Source organism: Kitasatospora sp. MAP12-44 (assembly GCF_029892095.1).
Classification (GTDB): domain Bacteria; phylum Actinomycetota; class Actinomycetes; order Streptomycetales; family Streptomycetaceae; genus Kitasatospora.
This window is the reverse complement of sequence record NZ_JARZAE010000004.1, coordinates 2,641,289-2,660,128: the sequence shown is the minus strand read 5'-3', so window position 1 is coordinate 2,660,128 and position 18,840 is coordinate 2,641,289. Positions and strand designations below refer to the sequence as shown.

21 protein-coding genes and 2 pseudogenes are annotated in these 18,840 nt (G+C 69.7%); 9 read left to right on the top strand and 14 right to left on the bottom strand.

Annotated elements, in window-relative coordinates; genetic code table 11:
* Positions 1–24: 24 nt before the first annotated feature.
* The gene (locus P3T34_RS12475; RefSeq protein ID WP_280666105.1) at positions 25–2,100 is read left to right on the top strand and encodes an MFS transporter; all 2,076 of its coding nucleotides are present in this window, start codon (positions 25–27) and stop codon (positions 2,098–2,100) included.
* 7 nt (positions 2,101–2,107) lie between these two features.
* Here the strand turns inward: P3T34_RS12475 and P3T34_RS12470 are convergent, their stop codons facing one another.
* The gene (locus tag P3T34_RS12470) at positions 2,108–3,667 is read right to left on the bottom strand and encodes a DUF2207 domain-containing protein (protein ID WP_280666104.1); all 1,560 of its coding nucleotides are present in this window, start codon (positions 3,665–3,667) and stop codon (positions 2,108–2,110) included.
* Positions 3,664–4,236, bottom strand: a complete 573-nt coding sequence (locus P3T34_RS12465; protein WP_280666103.1) for a LemA family protein — start codon at positions 4,234–4,236, stop codon at positions 3,664–3,666. The genes P3T34_RS12470 and P3T34_RS12465 overlap by 4 nt, the downstream gene beginning before the upstream one ends.
* Positions 4,237–4,465: 229 nt before the next feature.
* On the opposite strand from P3T34_RS12465, the gene sigJ reads away from it, so the two are divergent.
* From sigJ to P3T34_RS12445, 4 genes are all read left to right on the top strand, one after another.
* A complete protein-coding gene (gene sigJ / locus P3T34_RS12460) occupies positions 4,466–5,401 on the top strand; it encodes an RNA polymerase sigma factor SigJ (protein ID WP_280672019.1) in 936 nt (311 codons plus the stop codon).
* 117 nt (positions 5,402–5,518) lie between these two features.
* Positions 5,519–6,127 carry an RICIN domain-containing protein gene (locus P3T34_RS12455; RefSeq protein ID WP_280666102.1) on the top strand — a complete coding sequence of 203 codons (609 nt, stop codon included), beginning with the start codon at positions 5,519–5,521 and terminating at the stop codon, positions 6,125–6,127.
* A 186-nt stretch (positions 6,128–6,313) separates the two neighbouring features.
* Positions 6,314–7,174: an SURF1 family protein gene (locus tag P3T34_RS12450; protein ID WP_280666101.1), complete on the top strand. Its 861-nt coding sequence runs from the start codon at positions 6,314–6,316 to the stop codon at positions 7,172–7,174.
* A gap of 32 nt (positions 7,175–7,206) precedes the next feature.
* Entirely contained in the window at positions 7,207–7,797 is a 591-nt protein-coding gene (locus P3T34_RS12445; RefSeq protein WP_280666100.1) for a TlpA disulfide reductase family protein, read from the top strand.
* A gap of 59 nt (positions 7,798–7,856) precedes the next feature.
* Here P3T34_RS12445 and P3T34_RS12440 read toward each other — a convergent pair whose 3' ends face one another.
* The gene (locus P3T34_RS12440) at positions 7,857–8,339 is read right to left on the bottom strand and encodes a helix-turn-helix domain-containing protein (protein ID WP_348534652.1); all 483 of its coding nucleotides are present in this window, start codon (positions 8,337–8,339) and stop codon (positions 7,857–7,859) included.
* Between the two features lie 115 nt (positions 8,340–8,454).
* On the opposite strand from P3T34_RS12440, the gene P3T34_RS12435 reads away from it, so the two are divergent.
* Positions 8,455–9,786: an erythromycin esterase family protein gene (locus tag P3T34_RS12435; RefSeq protein WP_280666098.1), complete on the top strand. Its 1,332-nt coding sequence runs from the start codon at positions 8,455–8,457 to the stop codon at positions 9,784–9,786.
* A gap of 72 nt (positions 9,787–9,858) precedes the next feature.
* Here the strand turns inward: P3T34_RS12435 and P3T34_RS12430 are convergent, their stop codons facing one another.
* The 4 genes from P3T34_RS12430 to P3T34_RS12415 all read right to left on the bottom strand — a co-directional run bounded on the left by P3T34_RS12430 (position 9,859) and on the right by P3T34_RS12415 (position 11,205).
* Positions 9,859–10,293 (bottom strand): GNAT family N-acetyltransferase, encoded by a 435-nt coding sequence (locus P3T34_RS12430; RefSeq protein ID WP_280666097.1) that lies wholly within the window; start codon positions 10,291–10,293, stop codon positions 9,859–9,861.
* Positions 10,294–10,428: 135 nt separating this feature from the next.
* Entirely contained in the window at positions 10,429–10,668 is a 240-nt protein-coding gene (locus P3T34_RS12425) for a hypothetical protein (protein WP_280666096.1), read from the bottom strand.
* The gene (locus tag P3T34_RS12420; RefSeq protein ID WP_280666095.1) at positions 10,665–10,982 is read right to left on the bottom strand and encodes a hypothetical protein; all 318 of its coding nucleotides are present in this window, start codon (positions 10,980–10,982) and stop codon (positions 10,665–10,667) included. Before P3T34_RS12420 ends, P3T34_RS12425 begins: the two co-directional genes overlap by 4 nt.
* A complete protein-coding gene (locus P3T34_RS12415) occupies positions 10,966–11,205 on the bottom strand; it encodes a hypothetical protein (RefSeq protein WP_280666094.1) in 240 nt (79 codons plus the stop codon). Before P3T34_RS12415 ends, P3T34_RS12420 begins: the two co-directional genes overlap by 17 nt.
* A 138-nt stretch (positions 11,206–11,343) precedes the next feature.
* On the opposite strand from P3T34_RS12415, the gene P3T34_RS12410 reads away from it, so the two are divergent.
* The 3 genes from P3T34_RS12410 (at position 11,344) to P3T34_RS12400 (ending at position 12,862) form a co-directional block, all read left to right on the top strand.
* Entirely contained in the window at positions 11,344–12,171 is an 828-nt protein-coding gene (locus tag P3T34_RS12410; protein ID WP_280666093.1) for a helix-turn-helix transcriptional regulator, read from the top strand.
* The gene (locus tag P3T34_RS12405; RefSeq protein ID WP_280666092.1) at positions 12,168–12,377 is read left to right on the top strand and encodes a DUF397 domain-containing protein; all 210 of its coding nucleotides are present in this window, start codon (positions 12,168–12,170) and stop codon (positions 12,375–12,377) included. Before P3T34_RS12410 ends, P3T34_RS12405 begins: the two co-directional genes overlap by 4 nt.
* Positions 12,378–12,547: 170 nt before the next feature.
* Positions 12,548–12,862 carry a DUF397 domain-containing protein gene (locus P3T34_RS12400; RefSeq protein WP_280666091.1) on the top strand — a complete coding sequence of 105 codons (315 nt, stop codon included), beginning with the start codon at positions 12,548–12,550 and terminating at the stop codon, positions 12,860–12,862.
* A gap of 284 nt (positions 12,863–13,146) precedes the next feature.
* Here P3T34_RS12400 and P3T34_RS12395 read toward each other — a convergent pair whose 3' ends face one another.
* The 7 genes and pseudogenes from P3T34_RS12395 to P3T34_RS39905 form a co-directional block, all read right to left on the bottom strand.
* Positions 13,147–14,094 carry a helix-turn-helix domain-containing protein gene (locus P3T34_RS12395; RefSeq protein WP_280666090.1) on the bottom strand — a complete coding sequence of 316 codons (948 nt, stop codon included), beginning with the start codon at positions 14,092–14,094 and terminating at the stop codon, positions 13,147–13,149.
* 149 nt (positions 14,095–14,243) lie between these two features.
* Positions 14,244–14,786 (bottom strand): hypothetical protein, encoded by a 543-nt coding sequence (locus P3T34_RS12390; RefSeq protein WP_280666089.1) that lies wholly within the window; start codon positions 14,784–14,786, stop codon positions 14,244–14,246.
* A gap of 195 nt (positions 14,787–14,981) precedes the next feature.
* The gene (locus P3T34_RS12385; RefSeq protein WP_280666088.1) at positions 14,982–15,983 is read right to left on the bottom strand and encodes a peptidase; all 1,002 of its coding nucleotides are present in this window, start codon (positions 15,981–15,983) and stop codon (positions 14,982–14,984) included.
* Between the two features lie 19 nt (positions 15,984–16,002).
* The gene (locus P3T34_RS12380; protein ID WP_280666087.1) at positions 16,003–16,545 is read right to left on the bottom strand and encodes a hypothetical protein; all 543 of its coding nucleotides are present in this window, start codon (positions 16,543–16,545) and stop codon (positions 16,003–16,005) included.
* 361 nt (positions 16,546–16,906) lie between these two features.
* On the bottom strand, positions 16,907–17,620 hold the full coding sequence (locus P3T34_RS12375; RefSeq protein ID WP_280666086.1) for a hypothetical protein: 714 nt from the start codon (positions 17,618–17,620) through the stop codon (positions 16,907–16,909).
* A 235-nt stretch (positions 17,621–17,855) separates the two neighbouring features.
* Positions 17,856–17,957: pseudogene (locus P3T34_RS12370) on the bottom strand (transcriptional regulator); the annotation flags it as partial.
* Positions 17,958–17,989: 32 nt separating this feature from the next.
* Positions 17,990–18,529: pseudogene (locus P3T34_RS39905) on the bottom strand (DUF6879 family protein); the annotation flags it as partial.
* Between the last annotated feature and the right edge of the window lie 311 nt (positions 18,530–18,840).

The following is an 18,840-nucleotide window of genomic DNA, read 5'->3' as shown; positions in this document are numbered from 1 at the left end:
ATCCCGCACAGCAAGGAGACCCCGATGGCGGACCCGGCTGCCGATCCCGGACGTACCGACGCGCCGCCCGGACCGCTGGTCTCCCCCGAGGCGGGTGTCCACAACCTCTGGGTGCCGATCGGGGCGCTGCTGCTGGCCCTGCTGATCGCCGCGCTCGACCAGACCATCGTCTCCACCGCGCTGCCCACCATCGTCAGCGACCTGGGCGGCCTCGAACACCTCTCCTGGGTGGTCACCGCCTATCTGCTGGCCTCCACCGCCGCCACCCCGCTCTGGGGCAAGCTCGGCGACATGTACGGCCGCAAGCGCTTCTTCCAGGCCTCGATCGTGATCTTCCTGATCGGCTCGGTGCTCTGCGGAGTCGCCCAGAACATGGGCGAGTTGATCGCCTTCCGGGCCTTGCAGGGCCTGGGTGGCGGCGGCCTCATTGTTCTTACCCAGGCGATCGTGGGCGACCTGGTACCGCCCCGGGACCGCGGCAAGTACCAGGGCCTGTTCGGCGCCGTCTTCGGCGCCACCAGCGTGCTCGGCCCGCTGCTCGGCGGGCTCTTCGTGGACAACCTCTCCTGGCGCTGGGTCTTCTACATCAACCTGCCGATCGGCATCGTCGCGCTGGCCGTCATCGCCGCGGTGCTGCACACCACCGAGACCAAGCGGCAGCACCGGATCGACTACCTGGGCACCTTCCTGATCGCCTCGGTGGCCACCTGCCTGGTCCTGATGGCCTCGCTGGGCGGGGTGACCTGGCCGTGGGCGTCCTGGCAGGTGATCGGCCTGGGGGTGCTGGGCCTCGTGCTGCTGGCGGCCTTCGTCCTCGTCGAGCGCCAGGCCGAGGAGCCGGTGCTGCCGCCCCGGCTCTTCGCCTCGCGCACCTTCAGCCTGGTCGCGGTGATCTCCTTCGTGGTCGGCTTCGCGATGTTCGGCGCGCTGACCTTCCTGCCGACCTTCCTTCAGGTGGTGCAGGGCGTCTCGCCGACCCTGTCCGGCATCCACATGCTGCCGATGGTGCTGGGCATGCTGTTCACCTCGATCGGCTCCGGCCAGATCGTCGCCCGCACCGGCCACTACCGGATCTTCCCGATCGCCGGGACGGCGGTGGTGACGGTCGGTCTGCTGCTGCTCTCCCGGCTCACCGAGAACAGCAGCACGCTGGAGATGAGCCTGTACTTCCTGGTCTTCGGCCTGGGCCTCGGCCTGGTCCTCCAGGTGCTGGTGCTGATCGTGCAGAACTCCGTCGGCTACCAGGACCTCGGGGTGGCCACCGCCGGCGCCACCTTCTTCCGCTCGATCGGCGCCTCCTTCGGCGTCTCGATCTTCGGCGCGATCTTCACCAGCGGCCTCAACCGGCGGCTGCGCGACGCGTTGGCGGGCGTGCACCTCCCGGCGGGCTTCTCGGCGAGCGGGATCACCTCCGACCCGCACCTGGTGCACAGCCTGCCGCCGCAGGTCGCACACGGGGTGCTGCACGCCTATGCCGCGTCGATCACCGAGGTCTTCCTCTACGCCGTGCCGGTGGCGGCCGTCGCCTTCGTGCTGGCGCTCTTCATCCGCGAGCAGCCGCTGCGGGCCACCGTCACCGCCCCGGACCTCGGCGAGGGGATCGGCTTCAACCCGGTGGAGCGCTCCTCGGTGGACGAGATCGCCCGGGCGCTGACCGTACTGAACACCCGCGAGGCGCGCCGCGACCTCTACCGGCGGATCACCGCCGAGGCCGGCCTCGACCTGCAACCCGCCTCCAGCTGGCTGCTGTTGCAGATGCACCGGCAGGGCGCCGTCGAGCCGGCCGAGCTGGCCGAGCACAGGATCGTGCCGCCGCAGGTGGTCGAGGCGGCGGCCCGCGAGGTCGAGGGGCGCGGCCTGGCCCACCGCAACGGCCTGCCGATGCGGCTCACCGAGGAGGGCGAGGCGGTGGCCGTACGGCTGCTCGCGGCCCGGCGCTCGCAGCTCTCCCAGCTGTGCGGCGACTGGGACGAGAAGCAGTTCGCCGACCTCGCCGAGCTGCTCACCCGGCTCAGCAACAACCTCTGCGGCGACCCGCACGACCGGCCCGACCCCACGCCCCACGAACACGTGCCGCACAACGAGGGCCGCACGCTCTGAACTCCTTTTACGGGATGGGGCTGGGCTCGCGCTGCTGCGCCTGGTAGTCCGCGCCGAGGGCCAGCACCTGGACGACCCGGACCCGGTGCGTGACCTGGGACACCGTCACCCGCACGGTGCTGCCGGTCGCGAAGCCCGCCGCCGGGCCCGGCAGCGCCCAGGCGACCGTACGGTCGGTCGAACCGTCGTCCAGCGCAAGGAAGTTCGGCCACTTCGGATTGTGCCGCGACTCGATCCGCAGCACCTCGCCGGTGAGCGTGGCGCTGCTGCGCCCGTCGAGCGCGGCCAGCACGAGGAAGTAGCCGGCCAGCGCCGCGAAGACGCCGATCACCACCCACTCGCCCACCAGCGGGCCCTCCATCGCGTGCCGCGCACCGTTGCGCAGGACGGCGCTGGCGAGCATCCCGGCGAGCACGCAGGCGGTGAGCGTCGGGCGGTTGAAGCGGCCGACCACCGCGAGCGCGAGCGCGGCGATCAGCATCCAGCCGATGACCAGCAGCAGCCCGGGGCGGCGCAGCGAGTCCGCCGAGAGCGGCCCGTCGGCCACCGCCCAACTCGGCTGGCGGAGCAGCGAGAAGAGCAGCCCGCCGACCGCGACGGTGGCCGCGGCCAGCGCCCGCCGCCGCAGGCCGCTCGGCGCGGCGCCGTAGCCGGGGCGCAGTCGCGGGTAGCGGATCCGCACCTCGCGCCAGCTGCCGCCGTAGCCGGACCAGACCCGGTGGCGGTCGCCGTTGCCGAAGTCCAGCAGCCGGGCGGCCCGGGTGGTGACGCCCAGCGCCGTCCCGTACGCCAGATAGCGCTCCCACACCGTGACGGCGGCGGGCGGCAGTTCGGCGAAACTCTCGTGCGCCCGCAGCCAGGACCGCACGCCCTGCCAGTGCCCGGCCCGGGCCAGCCCAGCCGGCGTGGCGCGCTCGCCGATCGCCCGCTGCCCCAGCCAGCCGAGGACCAGCACGGTCAGCGCGCCGACGGCGAACGCCGGCCGGACACTGTGCGCATGCCCGAGGGCCAGCACCGCCAGGCCGAGCAGCACGGCCGGCACGAAGGTGCCGGTGAACAGCGCCAGGATCAGCGCCTTGCTGAAGCGCGGGCGGGACAGCCCGCGCAGCCGGGCCTCGGCGATGATCTCCTGGCGCAACCGCAGGTGCCAGCCGACGGCCTGCTTGGCGTCGCGGAAGGCGATCGCGCCGATCGGCGCGCCGGCGGCCCCCGCCTGGGCGGTCACCCGGGCCAGCACGCGGTGCTCGTACGGGCGCAGCACGGTGGGGGAGTGGCTGGTGAGGTGCACGGTGGTGTCGGCCGGGTCGTCGCCGGCCTGGCGCAGTTCGAGGTGCCCGCGCGCGACGAGGTCGAGCAGCGTCGACTCGGCCGCGTGGGCGGTCGAGCGCCAGTCGGCGGCGAGCAGGCTCACCACGGCGGGTGGCTCCGGCTGGTCGCCGAGCTCCTGGGTGGCGGGGGCGGGCACCACGGTGCCGTTGCGGGTGGCGAGCAGGGCCAGCGCGAAGGCCAGCAGCCAACCGAGCAGGGCGGCAGCGCCGGCGGCGGCGAACTCCTCCGGTGCGCTCACCGGAAGCTGACCTGGACGGCCTCGCGGGTGGCGGCCTCGGCCTCGAAGTACTCCTTCGGCGCGTGGCTGGCGAGCCCCGCCACCAGGTTGCTCGGGAAGGTCTCCAGTGCGGTGTTGTAGGACTGCACGGCGGCGTTGTAGAACTGCCGCGCGTAGGCGATCCGGTCCTCGGCGCCGGTCAGCTCGCTCTGCAGGCGCAGGAAGTTCCGGTCGGCCTTGAGCTGCGGGTAGGCCTCGGCGGTGGCGAGCAACTTGGCCAGCGTGGCCGTGAGTTGGCCCTCCGCCTGGGCCCGCTGCGCCGTCCCGAGCCCGCCGGAGGCGGCGGCGCCGCGGGCGGCGGTGACCGCCTCGAAGGTGCCGCGCTCGTGGTCGGCGTACTCGGTGACGGTCTCGACCAGGTTGGGGATCAGGTCGTGGCGCCGCTTCAGCTGCACGTCGATCTGCGCCCACGACGCCTGCGTCTGATTGCGCAGCCTGATCAGCCGGTTGTACGCCCGGACGACCCCCCAGCCCAGTGCGAGCGCGAGTACCGCTGTACCCACGATCACGATGACACTCATCGCGTCCATCCCCCGTACCACCTTGTGCAGAGCTACCGCTTGGGATGATCAGACTCAAGGCTGATCATCGCGATCGTAAACCCCTAGTCAAGGCATCGCGCCAGGGGGTTTTCTGCGGTGGCCCGGTTCTCGGAGGCGTGTGAGGTACCGTCGGGCGGTGATCGATGGATCGGACGAGCCCGCCGCCGCAGCGCACTTGGACCATTCCGACCACTCCGAGCGCTCCGACCGCTCGGAGGTGGAGGCGCGGGCCGCCGCCTTCGCCGAGCACCGGCGGATGCTGTTCGGCATCGCCTACCGGATGCTGGGCAGCGTCGCCGATGCCGAGGACCTGGTGCAGGACGCCTGGATCAGTTGGAGCCAGGTCACCGCGACGGTCGCCAACCCGGCCGGCTACCTGGCCCGGACGATCACCAACCTCTCGCTGAACCGGCTGACTTCGGCGGCCGTCCGGCGGGAGTCGTATGTCGGCAGCTGGCTGCCCGAGCCGCTGGTGACCGCGCTGCCGGGCCTGAGCGGTGGGCCGGCGGCGGGGGCGTCGGTCGGGGCGTCGGTCTCGGCAGCTGCCTTGGCGGACGTCTCGGCGAGCGTCGAGTTGGCCGAGTCGGTGTCGCTGGCGATGCTGGTGGTGCTGGAGAGCCTGTCGCCGTTGGAGCGCGCGGTCTTTGTGCTCAAGGAGGTCTTCAGCTTCTCCTACAAGGAGATCGCCGAGGCCCTGGACCGCAGCGAGGCCGCCGTCCGCCAGGTCGGCAGCCGCGCCCGCGCGCACGTCCAGGAGCGCAACGTCCGCTACGACGCCTCGGCCGCCACCCAGCGCCAGGTCACCGACGAGTTCCTGTCCGCCTGCCTGGGTGGCGACTTGAACCGCATGCTGGAACTGCTGGCCCCCGACGTCACCGCCTGGTCGGACGGCGGTGGCAAGGTCCGCGCCGCGCTGCGCCCGGTCCACGGAGCCGACAAGGTCGCCCGCTTCATTCTCGGCGTCCTCTCCACCCCGCTCCCCGACATGGGCGTCCACCCCGTGCTGGTCAACGGCAGCCCGGGGCTGCTGATCAGCAGTGGCGGCCGCGCCGACTCGGTCTCCTGCCTGGACGTCTCGCAGGGCCGCGTCGCGGCGATCCGGATCGTCCGCAACCCCGACAAGCTGACGCACGTCCAACTGACTTCTGAGTAGGGCTATTTTACGTCTATTTAGGAACCTATTGCCTTGGCCTGGGCTGACTCTCTACCGTTCTAACCAGTCGTACACGGAGAACATCCACCTCGGTCCCGCGACGAAATGAGAGCAGCCATGCGCACGAACCGGTTCGGATTCGCCCTCACCATCGGCATGAGCGTCCTGACGCTCGGCATCGCGCAGGGAGCGACCGCCCAGGCCGCCCAGAGCACCCACCTGACCACGCACCAGACCACGCCGCGTTCGGCCATGCCGCCCGCCGTCGGCAGCATCACCGCCGACGCCATCGCGGCGAACGCGAGCTACCGCACGACGGCCTTCACCAACAACGACCAGGGGCAGTGCCTGGACGGGGACACCAACACGATCGGCAACAACGGTGCCAAGGTGCAGCTCTGGGCCTGCAACGGCTGGAGCAACCAGAGCTGGGTGTGGACCCCGGCACCCAACCTGCCGGTCGGCTACTACGTCATCCAGAACTACGACCAGGGGCAGTGTCTGGACGGGGACACCAACACGATCGGCAACAACGGTGCGAAGGTGCAGCTGTGGGGCTGCAACGGCTGGAGCAACCAGGTCTGGATCTGGAACGGCAGCACGCTGAAAAACTACGACCAGGGGCAGTGTCTGGACGGGGACACCAACACGATCGGCAACAACGGCGCGAAGGTGCAGCTCTGGGCCTGCAATGGCTGGACCAACCAGAGCTGGACGTGGCACTGACCCGGTGCTCGCCGACCACGAACCCGACCGCTGACCCTCGGAGGGGCCGTCTCCGTCGGACGACCCCTCCGAACGCGCCGCCGCGCCTGGTTCGAGGTCGCGTTCCCACCGGCGGCGGTTCCCATCGGGGCGGTTCGTGGCGAGGGCGGTTCGTGGCGGAAAGGTAAAGGGGGATAGCGTCACCTGATGCTGCTCCGCACCCTCCTGACCCGGCGTTGGCTGGTCCTGACCCTCGTCTTCTTCGCGATCATCCCGGCGATGGTCCTGCTCGGACGCTGGCAGTACCACCGCTACGAGCAGACCAACCGGCAGAACGTCGTGACCGCCGCCGCGATGGACGCGCCGCCGGTCGCGATGGACGTCGTCTCGCACCCCGGCGGGACCGTGCCCACCGCGCTGACGTACCGCCCGGTCACCGCGACCGGGCACTACGACCTGGCGCACGAGTTCGTGATCCGCCATCGCACCGCGGCCGACGGCGCGACGGTCGGCTACTACGTGATCACCTCGCTGGTCACTGACGCGGGCGACCTGGTGCTGGTCAACCGCGGCTGGGTCGCCTCGGAAGCGGGTGACGGCAGCTACCCGACGGTGCCGCCGGCTCCCACCGGCGAGCTGACCGTGACCGGCCGGCTGCGGCCCGACGAGACCACCAAGGGCACCGGCATCCCCGACCACGGCGGCCTGCCGGACCGGATGTTCATGCTGATCAACAGCAGCGCACAGGCCGCGCGTCTGAAGCAGCCGGTCGTCGCGGGCTACCTGGAACTGGTCTCCACCAGCCCGACCCCGCCGGCCGCCGACGAGGCCGAGCTCGTGCCGGCCCCCAATGCCTCCTCCACCAGCGACGACGCGGTGGTCGGCCAGGGCGTCCACCTGCCCTACGCGATCCAGTGGTGGCTGTTCGCCGCGCTGATCCCGGCCGGTTGGGTCGTCCTGCTCCGCCGCGACCTCCGCGAGGCCCGCGAGAAGCAGGCCGCCGACGAAGCCGCCGCCCCGGCCGGCCCCACCCCGGACCGCCCGGAGCAGGAACTCACCCCCCGCTGAAGTACCGGCAGGTCTTGTGCGAAGCTCCTGGCATGTCTGGTCAGAAGCGCCTCCCCGTCGCGGCCGTGCTCATGCTGGCGGGAGCCCTCACATTCACCGGGTGCTCCCCCTCGGGGTCCGGCTCCAGCAGTGACGCGGGCTTCATCAAGGGCAGTGCCGGGGTCGACACCGTGCCGCTGGCGGCTCGCAAGGCCGCCCCGGCGATCGCCGGGAACGACCTGAACGGCAAACCGATCGCGCTCTCCGACTACCAGGGCAAGATCGTCGTGATCAACCTGTGGGGCTCCTGGTGCTCCGGCTGCCGGGCGGAGGCGGACGGCCTGGAGCAGGCCTACGAGAAGTACCAGGGCCAGGGCGTCCAGTTCCTCGGCATCAACACCCGGGACACCGATCCGACCAACGCCCTGCGATTCGAGCAGACACACGGCATCACCTACCCGAGCCTGTACGACCCGGACGGCACCCAGATCCTCAGGTTCCCCAAGGGCAGCTTCGACCCGCAGTTCCTCCCGACCACCCTGGTGGTCGACCGTCACGGCCGGCTCGCCGCCCGGGCCCTGCAGGCGGTGTCCACCGACCAGATCGAAGCCCTGGTGACGCCGATCCTGGCCGAACGGAACTGACGGACCGCGCTTCTGAGGTCTCGCACGTGCCGCAGCAGGGTGTTGAACTGCCCCTGTCCTTAGACCGCTGACTCCTCGCTCGGGAAGAAGATCGCGCTCACCAGATGGGGGCTGCGGCCCGGCGCGGGCTTGTTGGCCGCCCTCGACGTGAAGACCTCGCGCAACGCGCCGACCATCTCGGCGAGTTCGTCGGGGCTGAGCCAGAGGGTGCCCTGCCGATAACCCACGGAGTCGGCGCCCGGGTCGGCTCCGTCCCGTTCGAGGTACGCGTTGAACTCGGTGAGCAGGGCGGCCATGGCGGCGGCGAACCCGCGGCGGTGGTCGTCCAGCGACATCGACACGGCCGCGTCGGCGTCTATCACCGCTCGATCCCGGCGCAGCCGGTAGTGGCGTTCGACGGCGCCGCGCACGCGCTGCTCCTCGGCGACCTCCAGCACTCCGCCCTCGACCAGTAGGCCGACATGTCGATACACGGTGGTCTTGGGGATGTCGGGCAGGCGAGCGCACAGCTCGGACGTGGTGCGGGCGCGTGCGCCGGACATGGCGTGCACGATGCGCAGTCGCACGGGATGCAGGAGGAGGTCTCGCGTGTCCACACCTGACAATCCCATATTTGATACCGTTCCCAAAGTTGGGAACAATCGAGAGGGGCTGGCAGTGACCACGGACACCTCGACGGCGGCGGCTCGGCTGAGTGGCGAGGCGGTGATGCCGCTGCGCACGCTGGATCCGACCGAGCCGCTGGACGACCTGGAATGGCTGGATGAGGCGATCGGCCAGGCGCGGGTCGTGGCGATCGGCGAGAGCGCGCACTACAACCGCGAGTGCTACCAGCTCCGCCACCGCCTGCTTCGCTACCTGGTCGAACGGCACGGCTTCAGCGCCTACGCGATGGAGACCGGATTCGTGGAAGGACAGCTGGTCGACAGCTGGGTCCGAGGCGGCGGCGAGCAGCTCGGCCAGGTCATGGCAACCGGCACGACGTCCCTGATGGGGCTGTGGACGCAGCTGCGCGCCCAGCTGGAGTGGATGCGGGAGCACAATCGCCATGCCGCGCACCCGATCGGCTTCTACGGGATCGACCTTCCCGGTTCGATGGTGTCCCTGCTGCCCGGCCTGGACGCCGTGCTCGCCTACCTTGCGCAGGTCGATCCCGAGTTCCAGGTCGACCCGAGCGTTCGGGAGACGGCCTGCGCCCATGCTGCTGCATCGGCGTTCTCCGCGCCCGCGGCCATCACCGCCTACGGGAAGCTCGCGCCCGAACGCAGGGACGCGCTGACGGCGAGCCTTGCCGAGCTGACGGCACGCATGACGGGCCGGCGCCTCACCTACCTTCGACGGACCACGCTCGACGCCTACGAGCGCGCGCTGGTTTCGCTGCGCGTCACGGTCGCCCTCGACACGTTCAACCGTGAGATGGTGCGCGGCGACCGGCAGGGGATGATGTTCAACCGCGATGCCACGATCGCGGACACGGTCGACTGGATCCTGCGCAGGGAGGACCGGATTGTCCTCGCCGCCCACAACGGCCATATCCAGCGCTGGCCCGGCGCGACTCCCGGCATGGCTCCGATGACGCCGATGGGCATGCACCTCGCCGACCGGCTCGGCGCGGACTACCTGGTCATCGGTACGACCTCGGGGACCGGCGACATCCTCAACACCGGGGCTGACTTCTATACCGGCACACTCTTCACGGACATGGAGAATCCCCAGCCCGGCAGCCTCGACGCGCTCATGGCCGCCAGCCACGACGGACCCTTCGCGACCGACCTGCGGCGGCTGTCACCGGCCGACACCAAAGCCGTTCGGGCTGCCTCCCAACAGCGCGCGGGCATTGGCACCTTCTACTCCGACGTGAGCCCGCTGGACGCCTACGACGTCATCGTGCACCTCCCTCACGTCACGGCGGCCGAACCCGATCCTGCCGCGCTTGCCCATTCCCCTCACGACGTCCAGGAGGTGTTTGCCCACTGGAAGCCGCAGTGACGGACAGCCAGGGACGCTTCATGTCCCTCCGTCGCACGAAGAGAAGGTCCGTGGAGAGACCTCAGTGACCCATCAACGGTAGGTGTATCGGATCTTGGCGGTGCCGTGGGCGCCGAGGCGGTCGTAGAAGCGCTGCGCCCCGGTGTTCCAGTCGGGTGTCTGCCACTGCAGCGGGCCGGCGTCGGTCTCGGCGATGACGGCTTCGATCAGCCGTCGGCCGTGACCGCCGCTGCGGTGTGCCGCGTCGACGTAGAGGCAGTCCAGGTGCGTGTACTCGGCGCCGGTCCAGGTGGAGAACTCCCGGCTCCAGGTGGCGTATCCGGCCAACTCGCCGTCCGGTGCGACCAGTACCAGGGCGGCGAGTCGCGGGGCCGCGCCGAAGAGCGCCGGGTGCAGCCGCTCGGCGAGGTCCGCTGCGACGGGCCCAGAGCGCTCGTAGCGGGCGTGGTCGGCGCAGAGGGCGGCCAGCGCGGGCAGGTCGGCGGGCGTGGCGGGGCGGATCAGCATGCGTCCATGGTCATCCGCGCGGCCCCTGCGCCGACAGGGCGGCGACCGCCAGCGACCGGGCATTTCCTGCCAGCAGGCAGGCCCCCGCCGGCCGGGGTAAGGGTCGGGGTCGGCGGGGGCGGGGGGTGGGGCCGGTCAGCCGGCGCAGCCGTGTTCGGCGTCCAGGTTGGCCTTGGCGACGCGGCCGCGCAGGGTCTCGGTGCGGTCGGCGGGCCGGATCTGGTCGGGCTTGCGGGTGATCTCGATGCCGCCGCCGGGTGGGCGGAGGTAGAGCTCGCCGGCGCGGTTGTCCATGACGACCAGAATGCGCAGCGACTTGCGGTCGACGACGTAGGCGCCGGTGGGCGGGAGGTCGTCGGGGGTGGGGTGGTTCATGGGTTCAGTTCCGTTCGCACAGGGGGCAGTTCGGCCACCCGAGTGGGCATGAGCTCGCCCGGGATGATGCGGCCGGTGCAGTGGGCGTGGGTGAGGAGGAAGTCGGCCAGTGCCTGAACGACGCGCGCGTTCGCTCCGCCGAGCTGGACGTGTCCGCCGTACGGCGTTCCGGTCGCCATCTCGCCTTCCAGCGTGATGAGTTGAGGAAGTCCGGCCAGGTCCAGGCCTTGGACGAGGGAGCGGATGGCGCGCACCGCCTGTTCCTTGTGGTGGCGGATGAGTTGCTGGTCGGGGTCCTCAACACGCGGAAGCACGTAGCACCTCCGCGCCTACCCGGATGACCTTCGCCAGCAGCGTGATCACATCCGGTCGGGCCCTGCCGAGTTCGACCAGGACCTCGCCGGTGATCGCCGACTGCCAGTCGACGCCGGCCGAGGGCAGCACGATGTCGGCGAGTGTGAGCGCGGCGATCAACTCGGCGAGCGCATCGGTGGCTTGCTTGCGCTTCTTTGCTCGGATTCTGCTCAGTTGTGACACCTGGACTCCTGTCGCATGGCGAATACCCCACGGCCGACTCCTCTGTGTAGTCGTTCCGCTACAAGAATCGGCGATCCGAGTTACGCTCGCTAGAGAGTCAACGTTGACCGATCCGTGCGGTGAAAGGTTCGGGAGATCATGGAACACACGGAAGTTGATCCAACGTCATCTCCGCGCCTGAGGTTCGGCGGGGAACTTGCCAGGCTGCGGCGGGCGAGGGGCTGGTCGCAGGTCGGGCTGGGGAAGCGGATGGGGTACTCCAACACCCTGATCTCGTACATCGAACGAGGGAAGCGACCTCCAACAAGCCACTTCGCTGTTAAAGCCGATGAGGTGTTCGATACCGGGGGGACGCTCTACGAGCTGTGGCAGCGCTGTGCGCGGGCTGCGCTGCTTGAGGGGTTCCCGGAGTTCGCGGAGGCGGAGGCGCGTTGCCGCAGGCTGCGTACCTACGAACTGGGTCTGATCCCTGGCCTATTCCAGACCACGGCCTACGCAACAGCGATGGCCTCGGCGGCCGTGCAGCGCGGCAGCATCACTCAAGCCCAGGCTGACGAACGGATCGCGTTCCTGGCCACTCGCCAACGCCTGCTCGAGCAGAAGTCGCCGCCCATCATCCATGCGGTCATGGACCAAAGCTGTCTGGTCCGTCCGGTTGGTGGGCGCAAGGTGATGCTCCCGCAGCTGGACTACCTTGAGGAACTGGCGCATCGTCCGAACGTCACGATCCAGGTTGCTCCGTTCAGCCTTGCCGAGCACGCTCCCTTCGCGTTGCCCGTCGTCCTGCTGACGCTGCCTGATCGTACGGTGGTGGGATACGCCGAGTCCCACCCCAAAGGTCATCTTGAGCGCGGGCGTGAAGCCGTCGCAGACTGGGAGAAGGACTACGATCAGCTGCAAGTGGAGTCGCTCTCGAAGGTGGCTTCGCTCGCCGTGATCCGCGCTGTTCGGAAGGAACTTGAATGACGATCATCGACTTGCACGGTGCTCGCTGGGTTAAGTCACGACACAGCCAGAGCGGCGGTAACTGCGTCGAGGTCGCGCCCGACTTCGTCGCTGTCGTCCCCGTCCGTGACTCCAAGGACCCGCAGGGCCCAGCGCTAGTGTTCGGCGCCGAGGCGTTCGCCGCGTTCGTTGCCGGGGTCAAGGCGGGCGAGTTCGGGACCGTCTGATCTCCCCGGTTCACCACGACGCCCCTGTGCGGCCCAGTCCCGGGCCCCAGGGGCTTTGTGTTGCCTCATTGCCGCTTGGGGTGGCGCGGCTACCATCGGCTATGGGTGGAGTCGCTGTCGAAGGTGGCCTCGCTCGTCGCGATCCCCGTTGTTCGGAAGGAAGTTGACTGATGACCATCGACTTGTCCGGCGCTCATTGGGTGAAGTCCAAGCACAGCAACAACGGCGGTATCTGCGTGGAGGTCGCGCTTGATTTCCCGGCCGTCGCCCTGAACCGCGACTCCACGGACCTGGCCGGCGCTCGCTGGGTGAAGTCCACGCGCAGCAACAATGGCGGCGAGTGCGTGGAGGTCGCGCCCGACTTCCACGCCGTCGTCCCCATCCGTGACTCCAAGGACCCGCACGGCCCCGCGCTGGTGTTCGGCGCCGAGGCGTTCGCCGCGTTCGTTGCCGGGATCAAGGCGGGCGAGTTCGGGGCCGTCTGACTCCCGGGTTCACCACAGAGCCCCTGCGCCCCAGTTCGGGCGTCAGGGGCTCTGTGCTGTGCGGCCGCCCCCCCGTGGTGATCGTCTTCGAAGCTGGTCGAATCATTCGATTGCCTGCCCGTCCCGCCGCTTCACTGGTCATGTCCGGCCGGGAACAAGCTCCCTGGCGGCGGATCAGGGGCGTTCGCCAGTACTGCTCGGGCCGGGTTGCGGCCGCTCCGACGGTACGAGCGCACGGGCCGTGGCTGGTGGACGGGGGTCTCCAGCCACGGCCGTCGCCCGTCCTACAACACCTGGTAGAAGACATGGCGTGAGCGCTGGAAGCGCCGTAACAGGCCGGCGCGGTGGAGCACTTGGAGATGGTATGAGACCGTGCTGGGGCTCAGGTGGACGTGTCGGGCGACCTCGGCGGTGGTGCGCGGGGTCGCCAGGGCCTTCAGGATCGTGGCCCGGGATCCGCCGATGAGCTCTCCGAGGTCGTGGGGGACGTCCGGCCGGGCGCCGATGGGGTAGGTGATCACGGGCGTGCGCGGCGTATCCGCGTAGGTCGGGTCGATGGAGAACGTGGGGGAGTGGAGGAAGGCTCCGGGGATCAGGATGACCCCCGGAGCCTCGATCTCGACGCGGTACTCGCTCCTGACCGACAGCGCGCCGTCGGCCCAGCCGAACACCGGGTCCAGGCCGTCGATCATGCCACCGAGGCCGGATCGTGCGGTCATGGCGGCACGCTGGTCGACGTCGCGCTCCAAGCGTTCGGAGAGGTCCTCCCAGGACTGTGACATCACCTCGGCCCAGAACACGTCCAGCTGGCACGCGAGTTGCTCCGCGAACCGGTCCTCGCCCGCGTCCAGCGCTTCCAGCACGATGCGCTGAGCAGCGCGCGCCGGCAGCGCGGCGACGTCGAGACCGTTGCACACCACCGCCATCTCGTCGCGCACTCGGTCTGCTGCGACGCCCGCGATGCGGTGCAGTTCATCGTCCACTGGTGAGCGGTAGGCGACGGGCTCCGGAGTCAGGAAGTCCGGCGTGTAGCCCTTCTCGCTCACCGTCAGTGCGGAGAGCAGCCAGAGCCCGCGATTCTGGATGACCGTCCGGCTGCGCAGGCGTAACTCGCGGGGCACCAGCTGCGGGCGCCGGCCGAGCTCGAAGAGCAAGCCCATGGTCTGGTAGACCGGCGAGATCGCGAAGCGCGTGCGTGCCGTCGCGTCCGCCGTCAGCTTGATCTGGATCACCGGTGCCCCCGCTTCGTGACCGCCGCCGAACTCCCGGCCCTGATTTTCGCAGGGAATACCGGAGTTGACGCCGAGAGGGAACGCGATTCCGGCGGCGCGGGCCTCCGTTCGCTTGGCCGGGGTGCGCCGCCGCGCGGCCTTGCCGCCGACTATGCAACCGAGTGCGTCACGGTTCCGGTGTACGCACCCCCTACAGCGGAGGCCGGCACCGAAACGATCAGGGTCGGATTCCAGGTCACGGAGGTGATCAGGAGGCCTGACTGCAGGGTGAAGGCTGTGCGGGAGGCGCTCAGGCTCTGCGCCTGCGCCGCGGTGGCCTGCCCCGGGGTGGCAGTACCGCTGCCGGTCTTCGCGGTGACCGGCCCCGACCAGTAGGAGAGCCTGCCATTCGCGATGGTCTGGGCGGGTGCGCCGGCGCCCGTGGTGAAGTTCGTCGCGGTGACGGTGGCCGTCCAGCTGGACACGACGCCGGTGTCGTCGACTGTCACTGAGCCGAGGTGCGCGGTGATCGTTCCGCCAGGCGCCGTACTCCCGAGATTCACCGAGGTCGGTACCGTGATGGACAGGCCGAGCAACCGGGGTTCAGGCGGGGTTTCCGACCACGCCGGCGAGGCTGTGGGCAGCACGACCGCGATTGCGCAGGACAGCGCCACTGTCGTTCGGGCGGCGAGCACGGCCGCCGGTTCGTTCACTGGTTCTTCCTCCAGCGGCGGCGTCGCGAGGCGACACGTCGCGGTTCGTCTCAGTCGGTGGGGTCGTCCGATACTCCGTCATTCAGTTCCGCGCACCGCCGACCCAGCCCGGCGGTGCGTGTGGTTCACCCACACTAGTTCCGGCCTCCGCCGCTGGGGGGCGCGGCGCGTCGCGCGGACCGCTTCGAGTTCTCTTCATCGCCTCCCGGTACGGCGTCGTGCGGCGAGGAGCAGCAGGCCCAGGCTTCCGGCAGCCGCGATCACCGCGACGACCGGGCCGAGGGTGGGCCATCCCGTCTGGGGCAGGACGCCCTGGCTGGTACTCCCGGGCGAGGCAGCGAAGGTGAGGGTTGCGGTTGCGGTCCGCTTGACGAGGCCGCTGACGAGCGTCAGGTGTGCCGTCCAGGGGCCGTCGGCGAGTCTGGGATCCAGCAGCACGGTGACCGGTGCGGTGTCCCCCGGCGCCAGGGTGGTGCCGTGTGTGACCTGGAACGGCCCGGCGTTCGTGGAGCCCGGGCCGTCCGTCAGCGACAGTGTTCCGCCGAGGTCCAGGGCGCGTTGGCCGGTGTTGTGCACCTGGGCGAGGACCTCGGGTTGTCCGTCCTTGGTACGTGTGGCGGTCAGTTCCCCGATCTGGAAGTCCGACGGCGGTTCACCACCGGGCCCGACATCGATATAGAGGCGAAGCCCTACGCGGTTGACGGTGGTCACGGTGTGCGAAGGGTCGGGCCGGGAGGCGACCTGGGCCCAGATGACGGCGTAGCGCTCCCCGGAGGACGCTGCGGGCCGCACGTTGATGGTTGCCCGTACCTCTGCTGTGCCGTGCGGGGGAAGGTCGAGGCTGGTGTGGTCGAGCGTGACCCAGTCCGTCAGCTCGTTCGCCGTGCGGTCAGGGGCGAAGACCATGCTGCCGTGCTCGATGGCCACGGCACTGGGGTAGACCTCGACGTGCTGGGGTGCGGATGACGTGCTGGAGATCTCCAGCCGTCGATTGATCACGGCGCCGGGGGCGAGGTGGTCGACGATGGAAGTGAGCGCACGAGGGTCGTCGTGCCGGTTGAGCGGGGCTTCGAGCAGGCGGATGCCGACGCTGCCGTCCGGGCTTGGATCCGCGTTCGCGGACCGGCCCGTCGTGGTCGTCGCACCGACCGCGCTGGCCGCGCTGATGCACAGCGCGGCCAGCAGCAGTGTCAGCAATGCCAGGCGAAGCGCCGGACTATGCGACCGAATGTGTCACCGTCCCCGTGTAGAGCCCACCTACCGCTGAGGCGGGTACCGCGACCACCAGCGTCGGATTCCACGTCGCGGAGTTGTCTCCGCTACCGCCGGTCATGCTGAAAGCGGTGATCGCCGTGGTCAGGGCCTGCTTCTGGGTGGACGTGGCTTGTCCGGGGGTGAAGGTCCCGTTGCCGGTTGTGGCGGTGGCGGGTCCCGACCAGTAGGACACGTTGCTCTTCGTGATCGTCTCCGGGGCCGTTCCCCCACCCGTGGTGTAGTCCGTCGAGGAGACCGTCGACGTCCAGAACGCGTTGAGCAGGGCGCGGTTGTCGGTGACCGTCACCGCCCCGAGCTGCCCGCTGGTCGTGCCACCGGGGACCCCGGCCGGGAGGCCGGCCGAGCTGGGGACCGTGATCGAGATGGCGCCGACCGTCACGGTGAAGGTCACGGTGGTGTCCCCCGAACCGGCGGCGCTTGCCGGACCCGCGATGGCCACGAGAGCTATGGCAATAGCCCCGGTCAGTACATGCTTCGCGCGCAAGAACTTCTCCTATCTGCTGGAGTCATGGGCGGAGCCTGCTGCACAGGGCGAGCCGACCCGACCACTTGTCATATGAATGTCGGCATCGGCGAGCCGCTCCTTGATGGGCCTCGATCCCGGTTCACTGGTTCGGCTGCAAACTATCTGCGCCGTCCGGCTCCGCGCGGGTACTGGGTGTTGCGCGACGTTCGATCTGGTAATGAGGGCGACGGCTTCTGGTGGTGTCGGGCGGCAACGACAAAGTCCCGCCGGATCTTGGTCCGGCGGGACTTCGTGTTCGCGGTGTCGCGGTGGTGGTGACGGCGTCGCCACCATGACGGTGGCCTGCCGAGGGCGGGGCAGCTGTACGTGCTGACGCCGGCTAGGAAGCGACGTTCTGCAGCTGGGCCTGTGCTGCGGCGAGGCTGGTCTGCGGGACGCCGATCAGCACCTGCGGGGAGCCGGTGGCCTTGTCGGGGCAGAAGCGGGCGTTCTTCACGGGGACGGACACCGTCAGGACCTCGTCGTTGCGGACCACGATGAGCTGCGAGCCGGTCGTGCAGGTCGCGTTGGGGGCGATCGGCGGGGAGGAGAGCCAGGTGACGGGCTGGTAGACCGACTCTCCCGCCGTCAGGACCGTTCCGTGTGCCCGGTCGGTGGCGAACGCTCCGCTGCCGAGGACTCCGGTGGCCAGCTTGGTGAACACGGGCGAGCCGTCGGTCCGCAGGTCGGCGGCTCCGTAGATCACGCAGGCCTTACCGGAGGTGTTGGTGAGCTTGATGACGCCGGTCCACCGGGGATCGGCCTTGCCATCCAGGCCGATCATCTGGCCGGTGACGTCGCTCTCCTTCTCCGAGCTGCCGCAGATCGGGGCGTCCGTACCGGCCGGCCGGCTCGCCGTCCCGCCCGGCTTCGCAGTGGACTTGCCCGCGCCCGTTGCTCCCGACGCGCCCGATGCGGCCGAGCCGGGGGCTGTGCCGGCGGGGGTTCCTGCCACGGGCGCGGAGGCCGACGGGGTCGCATCGGGTCCACACGCGGTCAGCGTGAGTGCGGCAAAGCCCAGAACGGCGGCAGCGGTCAGGTGACGGGTCTTCAAGAAAAGCTCCAAGGTTTGATAAAGCCACCTGCACAAGGTGGGCCAATCCCCTACACGCAACCCGACACCGACCGGTTCTGCCTGAAAGGGCAGCGTTTCGCAGGGGTATCGGACGCCAATACCGATTCGAGCGGTGGCCCGGCTGCGTGTGGATTCTCAGATGTCTCCGAGCGCCCTGCGGCACCGCGTGATGACCCGCTGGGCATCCGGCCCGTATACCGCCGCACTGGCCAGCGAGGCGGTCGGCCAGTTGCCGACCCGTAAAACCGCCCTCGGCACGCAGCTCACGCAGCCGCATACCGAGGGCGATTCGGGCCTGCTGGAAGTCTGTGCCCACGCGCCGGACGGTACCTCAGCGCTGAACGTGCGGTGGGGCTTGGCGAAGTGCCATGCAGCATCCCGGACCTGGCAGGCGCGAGCCACCTGCACCGGGTCTGTGATCAGCTCCACCCCAGTCAGATCGTCGTCGGCGTCGAAGTGCAACAGTGCGATCACGCGCGAGTCGAACAACCACGCGTCTTCATCCGGAAGGCTCAGGCGATCGGCGTCGGTGCGCCAGAGGTACCGGATGACTTCGCCCGCGGCGCTGTTCCGCTCGGCATTGTCGAGGAGGTACAGCTGCCCGACCGTCGGCGGGTTGTCCATGATCCTCACGCGCTCGAATCGCTTGCCCATGGCCACCTGTTCACGGCGCGATCGGCACCATGGGTCATCGAGGTCCCATCCGGCCGACTGTCCTGCGGAGAACCGGCCGGATGTCTCCGTCTGCTCGTCGGAGCGGTAGCGGCGACGCGTCTCCAGTCGGAAGGCCGTGTGCTCAAAGGTCTCAAACATGCCGTCGAACTCTTCGAAGCTGATGAGCAGCGGCTCTCGATCAACGTCGCGCGGCGAGAAGTCCGCCAGCAGCACGCGCGGTACGATCACGAACGCTTCGCCGGGCTTGACGTTGCGGAGCTGGGCCACCTCGCCGGAGTCGGTCACGGCGTTCCCCTCGTCGTCGGGCTGGACGGAGCCAGGATGCCCCGGAAGCCATCCCGCGGAAGGCTTGATTCTCGAATATTCGCCTGAGGCAGGCGAAAGCTTGGTGTGTCGCGCAGTGGAGGAAGCCTGCGAGCCGCCCTCGCGCTTCTTGGACTGGCGGATGTAGGAGACTGCTTGAGCATGGTCAAGGTCAGGCCCCGCCCGGCCAGCGCTTGGGTCACTGGTCGAACGGGGCCGTT